17 protein-coding genes are annotated in these 18966 nt (G+C 56.6%); 15 read left to right on the top strand and 2 right to left on the bottom strand.

Going from position 1 to position 18966, the window contains the following annotated elements; all coding sequences use genetic code 11:
* From nusA to phhA, 15 genes are all read left to right on the top strand, one after another.
* Window positions 1-1611 carry a transcription termination factor NusA gene (gene nusA, locus Q0O07_RS06340; RefSeq protein WP_295491725.1) on the top strand — a complete coding sequence of 537 codons (1611 nt, stop codon included), beginning with the start codon at window positions 1-3 and terminating at the stop codon, window positions 1609-1611.
* Window positions 1612-1642: 31 nt separating this feature from the next.
* The gene (locus tag Q0O07_RS06345) at window positions 1643-2299 is read left to right on the top strand and encodes a DUF448 domain-containing protein (RefSeq protein ID WP_367271053.1); all 657 of its coding nucleotides are present in this window, start codon (window positions 1643-1645) and stop codon (window positions 2297-2299) included.
* A gap of 21 nt (window positions 2300-2320) precedes the next feature.
* On the top strand, window positions 2321-4873 hold the full coding sequence (gene infB, locus Q0O07_RS06350; RefSeq protein ID WP_295491727.1) for a translation initiation factor IF-2: 2553 nt from the start codon (window positions 2321-2323) through the stop codon (window positions 4871-4873).
* A gap of 44 nt (window positions 4874-4917) precedes the next feature.
* Window positions 4918-5322 carry a 30S ribosome-binding factor RbfA gene (rbfA, locus tag Q0O07_RS06355; protein ID WP_295491728.1) on the top strand — a complete coding sequence of 135 codons (405 nt, stop codon included), beginning with the start codon at window positions 4918-4920 and terminating at the stop codon, window positions 5320-5322.
* Between the two features lie 32 nt (window positions 5323-5354).
* The gene (locus Q0O07_RS06360) at window positions 5355-5633 is read left to right on the top strand and encodes an AbrB/MazE/SpoVT family DNA-binding domain-containing protein (RefSeq protein ID WP_295491729.1); all 279 of its coding nucleotides are present in this window, start codon (window positions 5355-5357) and stop codon (window positions 5631-5633) included.
* Entirely contained in the window at window positions 5633-6025 is a 393-nt protein-coding gene (locus tag Q0O07_RS06365) for a type II toxin-antitoxin system VapC family toxin (protein WP_295491730.1), read from the top strand. Before Q0O07_RS06360 ends, Q0O07_RS06365 begins: the two co-directional genes overlap by 1 nt.
* Entirely contained in the window at window positions 6025-6606 is a 582-nt protein-coding gene (locus Q0O07_RS06370) for a thymidine kinase (RefSeq protein ID WP_295491731.1), read from the top strand. The genes Q0O07_RS06365 and Q0O07_RS06370 overlap by 1 nt, the downstream gene beginning before the upstream one ends.
* A gap of 6 nt (window positions 6607-6612) precedes the next feature.
* Window positions 6613-7551 (top strand): tRNA pseudouridine(55) synthase TruB, encoded by a 939-nt coding sequence (gene truB / locus Q0O07_RS06375; RefSeq protein WP_295491732.1) that lies wholly within the window; start codon window positions 6613-6615, stop codon window positions 7549-7551.
* A gap of 16 nt (window positions 7552-7567) precedes the next feature.
* Window positions 7568-7837, top strand: coding sequence for a 30S ribosomal protein S15 (rpsO, locus tag Q0O07_RS06380; RefSeq protein ID WP_295491733.1), 270 nt, complete (start codon window positions 7568-7570; stop codon window positions 7835-7837).
* A gap of 248 nt (window positions 7838-8085) precedes the next feature.
* Window positions 8086-10422 (top strand): polyribonucleotide nucleotidyltransferase, encoded by a 2337-nt coding sequence (gene pnp / locus Q0O07_RS06385; protein ID WP_295491735.1) that lies wholly within the window; start codon window positions 8086-8088, stop codon window positions 10420-10422.
* 217 nt (window positions 10423-10639) lie between these two features.
* Entirely contained in the window at window positions 10640-11434 is a 795-nt protein-coding gene (locus Q0O07_RS06390) for an outer membrane protein assembly factor BamD (RefSeq protein ID WP_295491737.1), read from the top strand.
* A 4-nt stretch (window positions 11435-11438) separates the two neighbouring features.
* Window positions 11439-13094 (top strand): DNA repair protein RecN, encoded by a 1656-nt coding sequence (gene recN / locus Q0O07_RS06395; protein ID WP_295491740.1) that lies wholly within the window; start codon window positions 11439-11441, stop codon window positions 13092-13094.
* Window positions 13091-13654: a hypothetical protein gene (locus tag Q0O07_RS06400; protein ID WP_295491742.1), complete on the top strand. Its 564-nt coding sequence runs from the start codon at window positions 13091-13093 to the stop codon at window positions 13652-13654. The genes recN and Q0O07_RS06400 overlap by 4 nt, the downstream gene beginning before the upstream one ends.
* Complete coding sequence (gene ligA / locus Q0O07_RS06405) at window positions 13651-15699, top strand: NAD-dependent DNA ligase LigA (protein WP_295491744.1); 2049 nt, start codon at window positions 13651-13653, stop codon at window positions 15697-15699. Before Q0O07_RS06400 ends, ligA begins: the two co-directional genes overlap by 4 nt.
* A gap of 504 nt (window positions 15700-16203) precedes the next feature.
* Window positions 16204-17073, top strand: a complete 870-nt coding sequence (gene phhA / locus Q0O07_RS06410; protein WP_295491746.1) for a phenylalanine 4-monooxygenase — start codon at window positions 16204-16206, stop codon at window positions 17071-17073.
* Between the two features lie 77 nt (window positions 17074-17150).
* Here phhA and Q0O07_RS06415 read toward each other — a convergent pair whose 3' ends face one another.
* Both Q0O07_RS06415 and Q0O07_RS06420 read right to left on the bottom strand, forming a co-directional pair.
* Window positions 17151-18131 (bottom strand): 50S ribosomal protein L11 methyltransferase, encoded by a 981-nt coding sequence (locus Q0O07_RS06415; protein WP_295491748.1) that lies wholly within the window; start codon window positions 18129-18131, stop codon window positions 17151-17153.
* Window positions 18121-18813 carry an SDR family NAD(P)-dependent oxidoreductase gene (locus Q0O07_RS06420; RefSeq protein ID WP_295491750.1) on the bottom strand — a complete coding sequence of 231 codons (693 nt, stop codon included), beginning with the start codon at window positions 18811-18813 and terminating at the stop codon, window positions 18121-18123. The genes Q0O07_RS06415 and Q0O07_RS06420 overlap by 11 nt, the downstream gene beginning before the upstream one ends.
* Window positions 18814-18966 lie beyond the last annotated feature (153 nt).

Here is an 18966-nt window from a genome sequence, read left to right on the forward strand (position 1 = left end):
ATGGCCAGTAGTATTGCCGCCAACAAGGCTGAATTGCTTGCAATCGCCAACGCGGTCGCCACCGAAAAGATGATCGACAAGTCGATTGTTATTGAAGCGCTTGAAGAAGCTATTCAGCGTGCTGCTCGGGCGCGTTATGGAGCCGAAAATGACATCCGTGCTAAGCTCGATACCCAAACCGGTGACTTGCGCCTGTGGCGCGTTGTGGAAGTTGTCGAAGATGTCGAGGATTATTTTAAGCAAGTCGACCTGAAGCAGGCGGATAAGCTGCAAAAGGGCGCCGTTGTCGGCGATTTCATCGTTGATCCGCTTCCCGCTGTGGATTTGGGTCGTATTGACGCGCAGTCCGCCAAGCAGGTCATCTTTCAAAAGGTGCGCGATGCAGAACGTGAGCGCCAGTTTGAAGAGTTTAAGGACCGCACCGGTGAAATCATCACAGGCGTCGTAAAGTCGGTTGAATTTGGTCATGTCGTCGTTGATCTTGGTCGCGCAGAAGGCGTTATTCGCCGCGATCAGCAAATCCCGCGCGAAGTCGTCCGCAGCGGAGACCGCGTCCGCGCGCTTATCATGAAGGTGCAGCGTGAAAATCGCGGGCCACAGATATTGTTGAGCCGTGCGCATCCCGATTTCATGAAGAAATTATTCGCGCAAGAAGTGCCCGAAATCTATGACGGTGTCATCGAAATCAAGGCTGCTGCCCGTGACCCGGGCAGCCGTGCCAAGATTGGCGTCATCAGCTATGACAGCAGCATTGACCCCGTCGGCGCCTGCGTCGGCATGAAGGGTAGCCGCGTTCAGGCCGTCGTGCAGGAAATGCAGGGCGAAAAGATCGACATCATTCCATGGTCCGAAGATACTGCGACATTCATCGTGAACGCGCTTCAGCCAGCAACGGTCAGCCGCGTTGTCATCGACGAAGAAGAGGGCCGGATTGAAGTTGTCGTTCCTGACGATCAATTGAGCCTCGCCATTGGCCGCCGCGGACAGAATGTCCGTTTGGCCTCGCAGCTTACGGGTCGTGGCATCGACATCATGACTGAAGCGGAATCGAGCGAGAAGCGTCAGAAGGAATTTGTCGAGCGTTCCGAAATGTTCCAGCTAGAGCTGGATGTGGACGAAACGCTTGCGCAATTGCTGGTCGCCGAAGGCTTTAGCGAATTGGAAGAAGTCGCATATGTCGATTCTGCCGAAATCGCCGCCATCGAAGGCTTTGATGACGGTTTGGCCGAAGAACTACAGAGCCGCGCACAAGAAGCGCTGGATCGCCGCGAAGAGGCAAACCGGACCGAGCGCCGCGCGCTTGGTGTTGAAGATGCCGTCGCTGAATTGCCCATTTTGACCGAAGCGATGTTGGTCGTTCTGGGTAAAGCGGGCATCAAGACGCTTGACGATTTGGCGGACCTTGCCACCGATGAATTGATCCAGAAAGCGCGTGAGCCGCGTCGCAATGAGCGGAGCGATCGCGAAGTGCGGCGCAACCGTACCGAAGATAAGGCCGGCATATTGGCGACCTTTGGCTTGTCCGAAGAGCAGGGTAACGAAATTATCATGGCTGCTCGCGCGCATTGGTTCGAAGAGGAGGACGCGGTTGCAGCGGACGACTCTCAATGAGAACCGACACTCCCCAATAAGGAAGTGTATATTGTCAGGTGAGCATGGGACACGCGCCCAGCTCATCAGGCTTGCGCTCGGCCCCGATGGTAGTATCGCACCTGACCTATTCGCAAAAGCGCCCGGTCGCGGCGCGTGGATTGGCGTTTCTAGTGCAGAATTGTCCAAGGCTCTGGCCAAGGGCAAGCTCGCCGGATTGCTGCGTCGGGCGTTCAAAACGGACAAGATTGATATCATCGATGACCTGACGGGCCGCATTGATCGCGGCTTGGAAAAGGCGTTTCTGGACCGGCTCGGCTTGGAAGCGCGGGCAGGGCATCTTATCTTGGGTGCCGAGAAGATCGATTCCGCGTCACGCAGTGGACAGGTGAAGCTGTTGCTGCATGCATCGGATGCAAGCGCCGATGGTAGCGGTAAACGCGACCAAGCATGGCGGGTTGGCGAAGACGCAGAGGGCACTGGAAAAGGTGGCGTGAAGCTGCCTGTGGACCGAGATGCCTTATCGGCAGCGCTTGGACGGCAAAATGCTGTGCACGTTGCATTGATTAACCAAAAAGCGGCGGAGCGGGTGATGCATCATCTTGGACGCTGGCTAAATTTCAAAGGATGCAGTACTGCGCCATTCGATTCCGCTGCTTCGGCTGCGGACTTGCGGGGCAATAACGCTGACATCTCCGCAATTGACTGAGTAAGGACGGGTTCTGTTTCGATGAGTGATGAAAATGATAATAAGCCGACTTTGACGCGCAAGCCGCTCACTTTGAGCCGCTCGCTTGAGTCAGGCGAAGTGAAACAGACCTTCAGCCATGGCCGCACCAACAAGGTTGTGGTTGAGGTGAAGCGTAAAAAGCTTGTTGGTAAGCCCGGTTATGTACCTGAGCCCGAAGTGGCTGCACCCCCGCCACCGCCGCCGCCCGCAGCGGCGCCAGTAACTGCGGCGCCTGCACCTGCGGCCGCGCCAGAACCAAAGCCACGCCCCACGGGCAATGACATGCTCAGCCGTCAGGAGCGTCAGGCAAAGCTGTTGCGTGAGGCCGAAGAGGCACGCTTGGCTATGCTCGAGGAAAGCAGCCGCCGTGAAGCGGAGCAACGCGCACAGCGCGCCGAAGAAGAGCGCCACCGCGCCCAATCTAACCGTGAGGAAGCGGCTGCATCGCCGCCGCCACCGCCTGCAGCCCCCGTTGAGGCAGTCGTTCCGGCGGCAACCGATGCGGACGAACCCGTTGCGGAAGAAAGTAATACAGACGATGCCGCGCCTGCGCCGCGTCGCTTTACACCCGTAGAAGCACCCAAGCGCCCAGAGCGCGAGCGTGAAGAAATCAAAAAGGCTCCACACCGCCCAACGCGTGGTGCAGCCGATGACCGCCGCCAATCTGGCAAGCTCACCGTTACGCGCGCACTTGAGGGTGATGACGGCGCGCGCGCTCGATCACTGGCCGCGCTGAAACGTGCGCGTGAGAAAGAAAAGCGTCTGCATGGTGGCGGTAGTCGTCAGGCACAGGTTAAGCAAACCCGCGACGTGGTTGTGCCGGAAACCATCACGGTGCAAGAACTTGCCAACCGTATGGCGGAAAAAGGCAGCGATCTGGTAAAGGCATTGTTCAAAATGGGCATGCCTATCACGATCAACGAAACCATTGACCAAGACACGGCAGAATTGCTGGTCGAAGAGTTTGGCCACAACATCACCCGTGTGTCGGATGCCGACGTCGACATTTTCCATGATGACGATGTAGACGGCGCCGAAACCATGAAGCCGCGTCCACCGGTCGTGACCGTCATGGGCCATGTCGACCATGGTAAGACGTCCTTGCTGGATGCCTTGCGCGGTGCGAATGTCGTATCGGGCGAAGCTGGTGGCATAACGCAGCATATCGGCGCATATCAGGTAAAGGCAAAGGATGGCTCGGTCATCACCTTCCTCGATACACCGGGCCATGAAGCCTTCACGCAAATGCGTCAGCGCGGCGCGTCGGTAACCGACATCGTCATTCTGGTGGTGGCCGCCGATGACGGCCTGATGCCGCAGACGATTGAAGCCATTAAGCATGCCAAGGCCGCAAATGTGCCTATGATCGTTGCGATCAACAAGATCGATAAGGAAGGCGCAAATCCACAAAAGGTGCGCGAGCGTTTGCTGGAGCATGAGGTCGTAGTCGAAGCTATGGGCGGCGACGTTCAGGACGTTGAGGTTTCAGCGTTGAAGAAGACGGGTCTTGATACTTTGCTTGAAAAGCTTGCATTGCAGGCCGAAGTCATGGAGCTGAAAGCCAATCCAAACCGCGCCGCAGAAGCCGTTGTGGTCGAAGCGCAGCTCGATAAGGGGCGCGGTGCTGTCGCAACTGTGCTGGTGAAGCGCGGAACGCTGAAGCGCGGAGATATTTTTGTTGTCGGCGCGCAAAGCGGTAAAGTCCGTGCCTTGGTCAACGAAAAGGGACAGCAAGTGGCCGAGGCTGGCCCCGCAACCCCCGTCGAAGTGCTTGGCCTGACGGGTGTTCCATCGGCAGGCGACGTTCTGACCGTCGTTGAAAATGAAGCGCGCGCCCGTGAAGTTGCCTTGTACCGCAAGGAACAATCGACCAAGGTCCGCACGGCCCAAGTCACGCCAAATCTTGAAAATCTGTTTGATAACCTGTCCGCCACACGCGCGATGGAATATCCAGTGGTCATCAAGGGCGATGTGCAAGGTTCGGTCGAAGCGATCGTTACCGCGCTCAACAATATCTCGACCGACGACATCAAGGTCCGCGTATTACTGGCGGGCGTTGGCGGCATCACCGAATCCGACATGTTGCTGGCGGCGGCGTCTAATGCGCCACTTATAGGTTTCAACGTGCGTCCCAATGCCAAGGCTGCGGCTTTGGCGAAGCGTGACCGGGTGCGTTTGAAGTATTTCGACGTGATCTATCACCTGACCGCCGACATCGCCAAAGAAATGGCGGGCGAATTGGGACCAGAAATCATCGAAACCGTTGTTGGACGCGCCGAGGTCAAGGATGTGTTCAAGTCCGGCAAACGCGACAAGGCGGCTGGTCTGTTGGTTACCGAAGGGACAATCAAAAAGGGTCTATACGCCCGTCTTACCCGCGAAGATGTCATCGTATCGAAAACCACAATCGCATCGCTCCGCCGTTTCAAGGACAATGTCGACGAAGTCCGCGCCGGTATGGAATGTGGCGTCGTCTTGGCAGACACCAACGATGTGAAGGCGGGCGATATGCTGGAAGTCTTCGAGGTCGAGGAGCGTGAACGGACGTTGTGATTTAGGTGGTCTTGACCCTAAATCGGTCCTGAACGGGGAATATCATGGCTAAACATAACGACACGGGCCCCGAAGGCCGCTCGGTCCGCCTGCTGCGCGTGGGTGAGCAATTCCGGCATATATTGTCCGAATTGCTCGCGCGCGATGAAGTGCATGATGATGTCCTCAACAGCCACAGCGTAAGCGTGACCGAAGTGCGTATGTCCCCGGATCTGCGCCATGCAACGGCTTTCATTAAACCGCTATTGGGTGCAAATGAAGAAAAGGTGCTTAAGGCCCTGCGCACCAACACTGCCTTTTTTCAAAAGGAAGTCGCGTCGCGGGTGAGCATGAAATATGCGGCGAAGTTGAAGTTCCTCGCAGATGACAGTTTTGATCAGGCAACGCATATTGACGGTCTGTTGGCGCAGCCTAAGGTCCAGCAGGACTTGGCCGACAGCGAGGATTGACAGTCGGAAAAGTAAGACGTATCTTACCGACTATGAGCCAGCAAACTACCGTATCGTCAAAAGGCCAAGTCGTCATACCTAAGGATGTGCGCGATAGGCTAAAGCTAGTGCCTGGGACTGCCTTGGATATCATCGAATCTGGCGGTGGTATGTTCCTAAAAATAGCTTCTGGTTCCCAAAAGCGCAGTTTTGCCGAATGCGACGCGGCCGTCCGTCAAGCCATTCAATATAAAGGGCCTCGCTTTACGGATGAACAGGAAAAGCAGGCCATCGCTGACATGTTCAAAAAATCACCCCAGTTTGACGATTAATGGACGCTGTCGATACGAACATTCTGGCCAGATATTTTCTGGACGACGACGGCGAACAGTCGCCGCGAGCACGTGCAATATTAATGCACGGGGCATTTGTTAGCAATTCGGTGATATTGGAAACCGCGTGGCTTTTGCAATCCCGATACAATCAATCGCCAAAGGCGATTTCGTCGGCATTGCTTGCGCTTATTGCGATGCCAGACGTTGTTGTGTCTGATCTTGCCCGCCTATCGTGGGCCTTGACACGCTATGCAGACGGCGCGGATGTTGGTGACATGCTTCATTTGGTTGAAGCGGCGGGTCATGATTGTTTCCTGACCTTTGATCGCAAGTTCGCAAAACAGGCTGGCGATGCGGCGCCCATTCAAGTCAAGGACGCTGGCAAATAATGGCCAAGCTCTATTTCTATTATGCCTCGATGAACGCAGGCAAATCGTCGACCTTGTTGCAAGCGGCATTTAATTATGGCGAGCGCGGCATGAAAGTCATGCTCTGGACGGCGGCCATTGATGATCGGCCCGGCTTCGGCGCGATCAGCTCGCGTATCGGCCTCGCAGGCGACGCCAGCCGGTTTGAACCGACGACCGATATCGAAAAAGCGGTGCTTGCCCAGCACCATGAAACGCCCTTGGCGTGCGTCTTTATCGACGAAGCGCAGTTTTTAAGTAAGGAACAGGTTTGGCAGGCGGCGCGCCTGGCCGATGACGCTGGCATTCCCATTGTGTGTTACGGCCTGCGTACGGATTTCCAAGGCGAGTTGTTTCCCGGTTCCGCCGCCTTGCTGGGCATAGCAGACAGTCTTGTTGAGCTTAAGGGCGTGTGCGATTGCGGACGCAAGGCGACGATGAACTTGCGCGTGGACGAGTTCGGAAAAGCAGTGGTCGACGGCGCCCAAACCGAAATTGGTGGGGATGACCGCTACATCGCCATGTGCCGCAAGCATTTTAATGCGGCGCGGGCAGGGCCATAGGTCAGCATGCATGGCTGGATAATCCTCGATAAACCGCTTGGGTTGGGTTCAACGCAGGCTGTCGCAGCCGTAAAGCGCAATTTGCGCAGCGCTGGCTTTGGCAAGGTCAAGGTCGGCCATGGCGGAACGCTTGACCCTTTGGCCACTGGCGTCCTGCCCATTGCGCTGGGCGAAGCGACCAAATTATGCGGGCGTATGCTGGACGCATCGAAAACCTATGATTTTACAATCTGCTTTGGGACAGAGACTAGCGGTTTGGACGCAGAAGGGGAGATCGTCGCGACCTCCGACATCCGCCCGAGCCTGGCGCAAGTCGAAGCGGTGCTTACCCAGTTTACCGGTCCCATCGAACAAATTCCGCCTGCTTTTTCGGCGATAAAGATAGACGGTAAACGGGCCTATGACTTGGCGCGGGCAGGTGCGGTCGTGGAGATGAAATCGCGGGCTGTGACCGTTTACGCTCTCTGCGTCTCTGCGCCTCTGCGTGAACACAATGATGTCACACCGGGTTGCGACGCCACGCCAGAGGTTATTGATGAAATTACGCTAACCGCTGACGTCTCCAAAGGCACTTACATCCGCAGCCTCGCCCGCGACATCGCCTACGCCCTTGGCACTGTTGGTCATGTCGCGATGCTCCGCCGCACGCGGGCAGGGCCGTTCAACCTGGAAAGCGCGATTTCGCTAGACAAACTGAATGCATTCGGCCAAGAAGCCGCCCAAGAAGACATTATCTTGCCGATAGAGGCAGGGCTGGTCGACATCCCGGCTCTTAATCTCTCCCCGGAACAGGCAAGGGCGGTCCAACAAGGCCGCGTCTTGACCGGGATTGCCATGAAAGATGGGCTACATTGGGCGAGGGGCGCAGATTTGCGGCCTATCGCGTTGGTGCAGAACGTCGACGGGATATTGAAAACCGTCCGTGGCTTTAACCTTACTTTATGATGTTCGAAGGAAAAATATGTCTATTACTGCAGAACGTAAAGCCCAGGTCATCAAAGAGCACGCACGCGAGCCTAACGATACCGGGTCACCAGAAGTGCAAGTTGCAATCCTGACGGATCGTATCAATGCCCTGACGTCCCATTTCAAAGACCACCACAAGGACAATCACTCGCGTCGTGGTCTTCTTCAAATGGTCAACAAGCGTCGTTCGCTTCTCGACTATCTGAAAAAAATTGATGGCGGGCGTTATGCCGCCCTCATCGCGAAGCTTGGTCTTCGTAAGTAAATTCACTCTCGGCCCGCTTTGGCGGGCCGTTTGCGTATTGGGTCATCCTGAACTTGTTTCAGGATCCAAAAATTCCGTCTCATGTCATTCTTTAACAATTTTAGGGTGATATGTTCGGTAGAAGGGCATTCCAGCAATGAGGCTGGACTGTCATCGGGGCGCGAAAATGCCCCATCCGCGGCGGATCGGTATTTCCGCAACTCAAGAGGCCCCGCATCGCATTGGGCATGCGGGTCAAAGGAAAATCTATGTTTAATACGAAAACTGTATCAATCGAGTGGGGCGGACAAACCCTAACACTCGAAACGGGCAAAGTTGCCCGTCAAGCTGACGGCGCTGTTATGGCATCGCTTGGCGAAACTGTTGTGCTTTGCGCGGTTACCGCCGCAAAGTCGGTGAAAGATGGTCAGGATTTCTTCCCGCTCACCGTTCACTATCAAGAAAAATATTCCGCAGCCGGCCGTATTCCGGGTGGCTTTTTCAAACGTGAACGTGGTGCGACCGAAAAGGAAACGCTGGTTTCGCGTTTGATCGACCGCCCACTTCGCCCGCTGTTCCCAGAAGGTTTCTATAACGAAATCAACGCAATTGCGCAGGTTCTTAGCTATGATGGCGAGAATGAGCCTGATGTATTGGCGCTTGTTGCTGCTTCGGCCGCAATGACCATTTCGGGCGTTCCATTCATGGGCCCCATCGGCGCAGCACGCGTGGGTTACCTGAACGGCGAATATATCCTGAATCCAACAGACGCGCAGGTTGCCGAAGGCGACCTCGATCTGGTTGTGGCCGCGACCTATGACGCGGTGATGATGGTGGAATCCGAAGCCAATGAGCTTTCGGAAGAAATCATGCTCGGTGCCGTCCTGTTTGCGCATGACGCATGTAAGGAAGTCGTTAAGGCAATCGTCAAGCTTGCAGAGCAAGCCGCGAAAGAGCCTTGGGCCATGGCTGAGCAGGCTGATTTGTCAGCCGCCAAGGATAAGCTGAAGAAACTTATCGGTAAGGATATTGCCGCTGCGTACAAGTTGACTGACAAGTCGGCACGTTCGAACGCTCTGAATGTCGCGCGTGCAGCGGCAAAGGAAGCTTTCACCGACGCAAGCCCGCAGGATCAGATGGCCGCAGGCAAGCTGATGAAGAAGCTGGAAGCGGAAATCGTTCGTGGCGCCATCCTGAAGGACGGCACGCGTATCGACGGACGTACCACAACGCAAATTCGTCCGATTCTGGCAGAAACGCATTTCTTGCCACGGTCACATGGTTCGGCGTTGTTCACCCGTGGTGAAACGCAGACTATCGCAACCTGCACCTTGGGCACCAAGGACGCAGAGCAGATGATCGATGGCCTTGGTGGTTTGCATTATGAAAACTTCATGCTGCATTATAACTTCCCACCGTACAGCGTTGGTGAAGTGGGTCGCTTCGGCGCACCAAGCCGCCGTGACATCGGTCATGGTAAGCTTGCATGGCGCGCGCTGCACGCCGTACTGCCAACCAAGGACGAGTTTCCATACACCATCCGTATCACCAGCGACATTACCGAATCCAATGGTTCGTCGTCGATGGCATCGGTTTGCGGCGGAAGCCTTGCGATGATGGACGCTGGCGTTCCCATCAAGCGTCCGGTTTCGGGTATCGCAATGGGCTTGATCCTTGAAGGCAAGGATTTCGCCGTCCTGTCGGATATCTTGGGTGACGAAGATCATCTTGGCGATATGGATTTCAAGGTAGCAGGTACATCTGAAGGCATCACCACGATGCAAATGGACATCAAGATTGCCGGTATTACCCGCGAAATCTTTGAAGCTGCATTGAACCAAGCCAAGGAAGGCCGCGCGCATATCTTGGGTGAAATGGCCAAGGCATTGGGCGAAGCGCGCGGCGAACTGTCCGCGCATGCGCCGCGTATCGAAACGATGCAGATCGACAAAGCGAAGATCCGCGACATCATCGGCACCGGCGGCAAGGTCATTCGTGAAATCGTCGCCACCACCGGTGCAAAGGTCGACATTGATGACGAAGGTCTCATCAAGATTTCATCGTCCGACATTGCGCAGATCGAAGCCGCGCGTAAGTGGATTTCGGGCATTGTTGAAGAAGCAGAAGTTGGCAAGATTTATGACGGCAAGGTCGTCAATCTGGTTGATTTCGGTGCATTCGTAAACTTCATGGGTGGCAAGGACGGTCTCGTCCACGTCAGCGAAATGCGCAATGAGCGCGTTGAAAAGGTTACGGACGTCGTCAGCGAAGGCATGGACGTTAAGGTCAAGGTTCTCGAAATCGACCCACGCGGCAAGGTGCGCCTGTCGATGCGCGTTGTGGATCAGGAAACCGGTGAAGAGCTGGAAGACACACGCCCGCCCCGCGAAAAGAGCGAGCGCAGCGATCGTGGCCCCCGTCGTGAAGGCGGCGGTGGTGGACGCGGCGAAGGCCGTGGCGACCGTGGCCCGCGTCGTGACGGCGGTGGACGTGATGGCGGACGGGGCGAAGGTCGCGGCGACCGTGGCCCACGCCAAGACCGTTCAGAGGGCGAAAACAAAGGCGGGGGCGATCCCGACCATGTGCCAGCTTTCTTGAAGGATTAAGCCAAAACAGCCAGCGAGCTGCACGGTGGGCCTGCCCACCGCAGCTTTAGCAAAGGCAAGAGAGAAAAGGGGCAGCTTCGGCGGCCCCTTTTTTTATACCCTACCGCGCTGCAGTTCATCGCCGATACACAATATTTCGGCCACGCTGTTTGCGTGTTTATGCGCCGTGCCAAGCAAAAGGCTTGGCGGGGCGGACAAGATTATCTAGGGAACATTCATGAACAAAAAATTCCTCGTGCCCATCGCGGTATTGGCCGCATCTTCCTTGCTTTCTGGGTGCGCTGCGCTCGGTCTAGGTGGTGGCGGGGCAAAGCCGGGTAGCAACACCCGTTATGTCGCGCGTGACGTTAATACGCTGTATACGGCGGCTAAGAACAAGCTTGATAATAAGCAATATGAAGTCGCAGCGGCGTTATTTGACGAGGTCGAGCGTCAGCATCCTTATTCACCATGGGCGCGCCGGGCGCAGCTTATGAGCGCATTTAGCTATTATATGGCGCAGAAATATAATGAGTCGATCCAATCGTCGCGCCGTTTCCTGTCGATCCATCCGGGCAACAAGGATGCGGGCTACGCTTATTATCTGATCGCTTTGTCTTATTATGAGCAGATCAGCGATGTGACTCGTGATCAGAAGATTTCGGAGCAAGCATTGGCCGCTTTGGGTGAGGTGCAGCGCCGTTACCCCAATTCGCGTTATGCGTCGGATGCCACGTTGAAGATTGACCTTGTCCGTGACCATTTGGCCGGCAAGGAAATGGAAATTGGTCGTTTCTACCAACGCCGTGCCTTGTGGCTTGCGTCATCCGTGCGCTTTCGTGAGGTGATCGACAAATATGACACGACAACGCACACTCCAGAGGCGTTGTATCGTTTGACGGAAAGCTATCTTGCCATGGGCGTGCCGGAAGAGGCGAAGAAGGCAGCGGCCGTTTTGGGTGCCAATTATCCCGGCAGCGAATGGTATGCGCGTGCCTACAACCTGATACAGAAGAACGCGCCCGCCGCGTAATGCCATGTTAACGGGGCTTTCGATCCGCGATGTCGTGCTGATCGAGGCACTGGACTTGGAATTTGCAGGCGGGCTTGGTGTGCTCACGGGTGAGACTGGGGCTGGTAAATCCATATTGCTGGATGCTCTTGGCCTCGCCCTTGGTGCGCGCGCCGATAGCGGCTTGGTGCGGTCTGGCGCGGACAAGGCGCAAGTTACCGCGAGCTTTGATGCGCCAGCCCATGTCGCGGCCTTCCTTGCCGACAATGACATTGATATCGATAGCGATGAGCCATTAATCATCCGTCGTTCGGTGAAGGCGGACGGCGGCAGCAAGGCATTTATCAACGACCAGCCGTGTTCAGCAGCGCTATTGCGGGAACTGGGCGCTGCTTTGGTGGAGATTCATGGCCAGCATGATGATCGCGGTATGTTGAACCCGCGTGGGCATCGCGGCTTGTTGGACGCCTTTGGCCGAAGTGACACCGCAACCGTGTCGGCCAATTTTGCCGCATGGCAGGATGCGAAATCGCGTTTGGATATAGCCCGTGAAGCGCTCGAAAACGCAGCGCGCGACCGCGAATGGTTGGAGCATGCCGTGGCCGAGCTTGCGGCGTTTCAGCCCCAACCCGGCGAAGAAGAACAACTCGCGGGCGAGCGGTCGGACATGCAAAAAGGCGCGCGCATAACCGAGGACTTGAAGGCCGTGCTGGAGAGTTTTGACGGCCCGAAAAGCGGCCTGTCGTTGATCCGGGGTGCGGCGCGCAAGCTGGACCGTTTGGCCGACGCGCACCCGTTATTGGCCGAGGCGCTGACCGCACTTGACCGCGCGGTGATTGAGGCGAGCGAGGCCGAGGATAAGTTAAACGCCGCCGCGCGCGCAATTGAATATGAGCCTGCACGGCTTGATGAGATTGAGGAGCGCTTGTTTGAACTGCGCGCACTGGCCCGCAAGCATAATATTGCGCCCGACGGCATCATCGCGCTGCAGGAAAAGCTGACGGCGCAGTTGCAGTCGATACAGGCAGGCGGCGAGGGATTGGCTATGCTGGAGGCGGAGGTGGCCGCCAAGCACACAGCTTTTGTCGAATCCGCAAGCACCTTGTCTGCGGTCCGTAACGCGGCTGCGGTCAAGTTGGACGCCGCTGTGAAAAATGAACTTGCGCCACTAAAGCTCGATGCCGCGCAGTTTCAGACGGCGGTGGAAAGATTGCCGGAGGACCGCTGGACGGCTTTTGGCATGGACCGTGTCGAGTTCCTGATTTCGACCAATCCCGGTGCGCCCTTTGCGCCCTTGGTGAAGATTGCATCGGGCGGGGAATTGTCGCGTTTCATATTGGCGTTGAAAGTCGCATTGGCCGAAGAGGGCGGAGCCGCCACGATTATTTTCGACGAAATCGACCGGGGTGTTGGCGGCGCCGTTGCCGCGGCGATTGGTGAACGCCTTGCGCGTCTTGCCACGCGCACACAATTGCTTGCCGTCACGCACAGCCCGCAGGTCGCGGCCAAGGGGAAGGCGCATTATTTCATCGCGAAATCGAGCCAAGGCACGGTGACACGGACAGGTGTCATCTTGCTGGATGCCGAAGCGCGCCGCCAAGAAATCGCCCGTATGTTGTCCGGCGCAGAGATAACAGATGAGGCAAGGGCGCAGGCTGTGCGGTTGTTGGAGATTGTATGAACACATTTGGGATTTTAATGGCTTTGTCGGCTAGCGCCTTCGCAGCGCCGCAACCATCGGCACAACCGGCGGACCAGTTTTTTACGCAAATGTCGACGCTGTGCGGCAAAAGCTTCCATGGCACATTGGCCGCTGGCGATGACAGCGACGCGAGCTTTGCCACGGCCAAGATGCAGGCCCATGTCCGCACCTGCACCGACCGCGAAATCCAGATTTCGTTCGACGTTGGCGAAGACCGTTCACGCACATGGATCATCACGCGGACCGACAGCGGCCTGCGCTTGAAACATCGCCATATGTTGAAAGACGGCACTGAAGACCCCGTATCGCAATATGGCGGCGACACCGCACAAGTGGGAACGGCCATGCGTCAGGAGTTTCCCGTTGATGCCTATTCCAAAGCGATGTTTACCAAAGAAGGTCGCACGGTTTCGAACACCAATGTCTGGGCATTTGAGATCGTTCCGGGCCAGACATTGACCTATGAACTGGCACGCCCGAACCGGTTATTCCGGGTTGCGTTTGACGTCGCCAATCCTGTCACTGGAGCCAGTGAGTGACATCTGAGGCGGATGCTGCCAATGAGCTGATGCGCTTGGCGAAGCAGATTGCGTACCACAATAAGCGCTACCATGCCGAAGATGCGCCCGAAATTTCCGACGCGGAATATGACGCATTGGTGCGTCGTAACAATGAACTAGAGGCTGCATTCCCGCACCTGATCCGCGCCGATAGCCCCAACACGCAAGTGGGGGCGGCGGTCGAAGGCTCTGGCCTCCAAAAAATCACCCATGCCAAGAGGATGATGAGCCTCGACAATGCCTTTGCGGCGCAAGATGTGTATGACTTTGTCGCGCGCGTGCGACGCTTCTTGAACTTGCCCGCGGACGCAGAGGTCGCGTTAACGGCGGAGGACAAGATTGATGGGCTTTCGCTGTCGCTGCGGTATGAAAAAGGCGCGCTCAAGCAAGCGGCCACGCGCGGTGATGGCAGTGTGGGGGAGGACGTAACCGCCAACGTCGCCTATGTCGCTGACATCCCGCAGCACTTTAATGGTGATGTGCCAGAGGTCTTCGAAATACGCGGCGAAGTCTATATGGCGAAATCCGACTTTGCGGCGATTAACGATGCGCAAATGGCAAAAGGGGGAAAGCCGTTCGCCAACCCGCGCAATGCGGCGGCGGGGTCTTTGCGGCAAAAGGATGCAAAGGTTACGGCATCGCGGCCTTTGCGCTTTTTGGCGCATGGCTGGGGGGATGTAAGCGCGCTGCCCGCAGATACGCAAAGTCAGGTGATGGCGGCGATTGCGGCATGGGGCGTGCCGATATCGCCCTTGCTGCGCCGATTTGGAGACACGGCAGACGTTCTGGCGCATTATGCCGACATCGAACGCCGCCGCGCCGATTTGCCTTATGATATTGATGGCGTCGTCTACAAAGTTGACCGTTTGGAATGGCAAGAACGGCTTGGCTTTGTTGCCAAATCGCCACGCTGGGCCATTGCGCATAAATTCCCCGCAGAGCGCGCAGAGACAACGCTGGAGCAGATTGATATACAGGTTGGCAGGACGGGCAAGCTGACGCCGGTTGGCCGCCTGACGCCCGTCACAGTCGGCGGCGTGGTTGTGTCCAATGTGACTTTGCATAACCGCGACGAAATTGCGCGTTTGGGCGTGCGTCCCGGTGACCGTGTGGTCGTGCAAAGGGCAGGGGATGTCATTCCGCAGATCGTTGAAAACCTGACCCGCGAGATCGCGCGTGCGTCATACGACTTTCCTGCGCATTGCCCGGAATGTGGTTCCGAAGCGGTGGCCGAAGAAGGCGAAGTCGATGTGCGCTGCACCGCAGGCCTGATTTGCCCCGCGCAACGGGTGCAACGCCTCATCCATTTTGTCAGCCGTGGTGCGCTTGATATTGAGGGGCTGGGCGAGAAGACCATTCAGGAATTTTTTGATCTGGGCTGGCTAGAAAGCCCTGCGGATATATTTCGCCTCCGGCAGCGCCGCGCCGACATATTGTCGCGGGACGGTTGGCAGGATAAGTCTGTGGATAACCTGTTGGCAGCGATTGAAGCAAAGCGTGCGCCAGATGGCGCGAAACTGCTTTTTGGTTTGGGTATCCGCCATATCGGAACCGTCACGGCGCGGGATTTGTTCAAGGCGTTTGGATCCGTCGAGGAAATCGGCAAGGTCGGCCTAAGGCTTGCACAGGCCGATGAATCCGCGATTGCGGATGTCACCGCGATAGACGGGGTCGGCGGCGCTGTGGCCGAGGCATTGGGTGATTTTTTCCACGAACCGCATAATCTGTCCGTTTGGACCGACCTTTTGAACGCGGTGCAGCCGCCACCCTATGTTTCCAACATCCGCGAAAGTGCGTGGACAGGCAAAAATATTGTTTTCACCGGAAAATTGGAGACGATGAGCCGCGATGAAGCCAAGGCACAGGCCGAGGCGCTAGGGGCAAAATCCGCTGGCTCCGTCAGCGCTAAAACCGATCTTGTGGTTGCCGGCCCCGGCGCTGGGTCGAAACTGAAACAGGCAAATGCGCTTGGTATTCAGGTTATTGATGAAGCCGAATGGGCAAATATCGTGCAAAACGCTTAATGTTTTTAGGATGGGGCGGCGGCGTAATTTTACACCCCGTCACCCCCTGAAAGTCGACCCCGGACAGTCAATCCCCGACCGTCACCCCCGGCCGTTACCCCTCCAACCGTCACCCTGAACTTGGTTCAGGGTCCATTTCTCGTCTCCACCCTTCGGTCTATGTGGCACGATGGATGCTGAACCGAGTTCAGCATGACGTTTGGGAGAAACTTGCTTTCTTATCACCGTCGCCCTGAACTTGTTTGTGCTCTGCACGCCTACGGCTCCAGGGTCCATTTATAAGCCTAAAACTTCGGTCTATGTGGCACGATGGATGCTGAACCGAGTTCAGCATGATGTTGCGGGGAATGCACTTCTGCGCCTCTGCGTGAACCCTTTTTCGTCGCCCCAGCGCAGGCTGGGGCCTATCACGTCTATCGGCTTAGCGCGGACCTATCCGGCCAAGCGCAATAGGTTCCAGCAGTAGCTGTTGCCATAATATGGTTTCAAGTGTAACTAGTTTAGATGAACCGAAACAGCCACGTTTATGATACGCCGCCCGCAGGCGCGCATGCCGACTGGACAGTGCCCCAAAATTGGGAAAAGTTCAGCGCGGAAGAACATGGCATGTGGGACCGGCTGTTTGCGCGGCAAACCGCCATGCTACCCGGGCGCGCTGCGGATGCGTTCATGCGCGGTATTGATGTGCTGAAACTCTCCCGCCCCGGCATTCCCGATTATCGCGAACTGAACGCGCGGTTGATGGCGGCGACGGGTTGGCAGATTGTCGCTGTGCCCGGCCTTGTGCCTGATGATGTGTTTTTTGACCATCTGGCAAACCGCCGTTTCCCCGCTGGTAACTTCATCCGGACACCGGAGCAGCTGGATTATTTGCAAGAGCCAGATGTCTTTCATGATGTCTTTGGACATGTGCCGATGCTGGCGGACCCTGTGTTTGCCGATTATATGGTGGCTTATGGCAAGGGCGGGTTGCGGTCGCTTGGCTTTGGCGCGTTGGACCATTTGGCACGGCTATATTGGTATACGGTCGAGTTTGGCTTGATCCAGCAACCCGATGGTCTGCGCATTTATGGCGCAGGGATAGTCTCAAGCTATGCCGAAAGCCTCTTTGCGTTGGACGACCCCAGCCCGAACCGGATCGCGTTTGATCTGCTTCGGGTCATGCGCACGCATTATCGGATTGATGATTTTCAGCAGAGTTATTTTGTGATTTCGAGCATCGACCAATTGCTTAACGTGACCGTCGAGACCGATTTTGCGCCGCTTTATGCCCAACTGGAAACACTTACGGACATAAAGGCCGGTGCGCTGTTGCAAGAGGATGTTGTGATTACGCGCGGCACGCAAGCATATGCGAAGGGTGCCGGTCGCTGAACAAGGGGGGCCGACTGGCAAACCCAATTAAGGATTAAGATAGCAACACGGCGCGCGGGTGGCGCAATGCTGCTTTTCTACCATGTTCCAAAATCTCCGGGGGGTTGGCTCGTGCGACCACTGGCCCGAACGGGACGTTTCCAACCATAACTCGGGCGCTTTAATAGCCACAGACAGGGCCAATCGCCGCAGTCTTCGCGCCTTTCAAGACGGAAACCCTGCCGTTTGTAAGCGCGTAACACAGCGTCTGCCTGCGTATTCAGGAGCCCGGCCAATATCAACGAACCATTGTCGCCCAGTATATTCGCAATCGACGGCGCAAGCTCAATCAAGGGGCTGGCAAGAATATTGGCCGTTACAAGGTCGTAGGGCACCCGTGAGGCGATAAGTGGGTGCGCGGTGCCTTCGGCCACACAAAGTGCGAGTTGCCCCTGAGAGACGCCACGGGGCACATTGTTGTCGTCCGCATTATCTGCGGTGACGTCGACGCTGATCGGATCAATGTCGGAGGCCGTCAGATAGGCCTTTGGCCAAAGCCGATGTGCGGCAAAAGCGAGCAACCCCGTGCCCGTGCCAATATCGGCGATCACGTCGAACCGTTTGCCAGCCCGCTTCATGCTGTCGAGCATATTCAGGCAGCCGGTGGTGGTTTCATGACCGCCCGTGCCAAAGGCGCGGCTTGCCTCAATCAGAAACGATGTTGCGCCCTTGGGCACAGTCCCTTTGTTCGAACTGGTATGGACATAAAAACGGCCCGCATGGACTGGCTTCAACGCTTGTTGGCTCATCACGACCCAGTCGGCGTTGGGCAGCTTTTCGATGACTGGTTTTGCTTTTGCAGCGCTATCCAATCGACCGTGTATAGCATTGATAACCGATTGGCTGGGTTCAACTGAAAAATAGGCATCCAAGCGCCATTTATCGTCATTAAATGCCTCAACCTCGTCTGCCACTATGGTGGGCATGGGATCGAGCGACGCCAGCCATTCATCATCCTCATGCATGGCTTCGGCTTCTGCACGGGTGCAGGGAAACCGGACCTTCCAATCACCGGACATAGCTTGCGCCATTTACGTCGAGCACCGCGCCGGTCATCGATGGCGGCGCTTCCAAAGCGCAGAACTTCGCCATGATCGCGACCTCTTCGGGGTCGGCGACTTTGCCCAAGGGGATATCGGCCAGCAATTTGTCGCCGCCGCGGCTTTCCAGATATTCTTCGGCCATGCCTGTCATGGTAAAGCCGGGGCAGATGGCGAAGGCATAAATACCCTCTTCGGCATAAGCGCGCGCGATGGTTTTGGTCATGGCGACCATGCCCGCCTTTGATGCGGCATAATGCCAATGGGCGGGGCTATCGCCGCGATGTGCGGCGCGGCTGGCGATGTTGACGATACGGCCTGACGCGCCGCTGGCTTGCCAATGCAGCACTGCGCGGCGGCACAGATCCGCGCTAGCGGTCAGGTTAATCTGCATGGTGCGGTTCCAGCTTGCCAGCCATTCGTCGTCTGGCCGGCAAACGGCGTTTTCTTCAAAGACGCCTGCATTGTTGATGAGGACGTCAATGCGACCGTCCAAACCCTCAAGCGCCTTTGCCCAAAGCCGCGCGGGAACCGCCGGATCATGCAGGTCACCATCCTGACTGGACAGGGCAACCACCTGTATTGTGGCGGGGTCAAAGCTTGCGGCGATTGCGGCGCCAATTCCGCGCGAGGCGCCGGTGATGAGGATATGTGTTTTCATCGACGCTGCCTTTCACAGCGCAGATAAAATTTCAACTAAAGTTATCAGGGTCAGGACCACTTAAATTCACTTTCGAGGTTTGAGGCCATTTTGACGCCGCCACGGCGGATTTATCTGGTCCTGAGCTTAAACAAATTGGTTCGCCGATTGCGC

Origin of the sequence: Sphingorhabdus sp. EL138 (assembly GCF_945890115.1) — a bacterium.
Lineage (GTDB): Bacteria > Pseudomonadota > Alphaproteobacteria > Sphingomonadales > Sphingomonadaceae > Sphingorhabdus_B.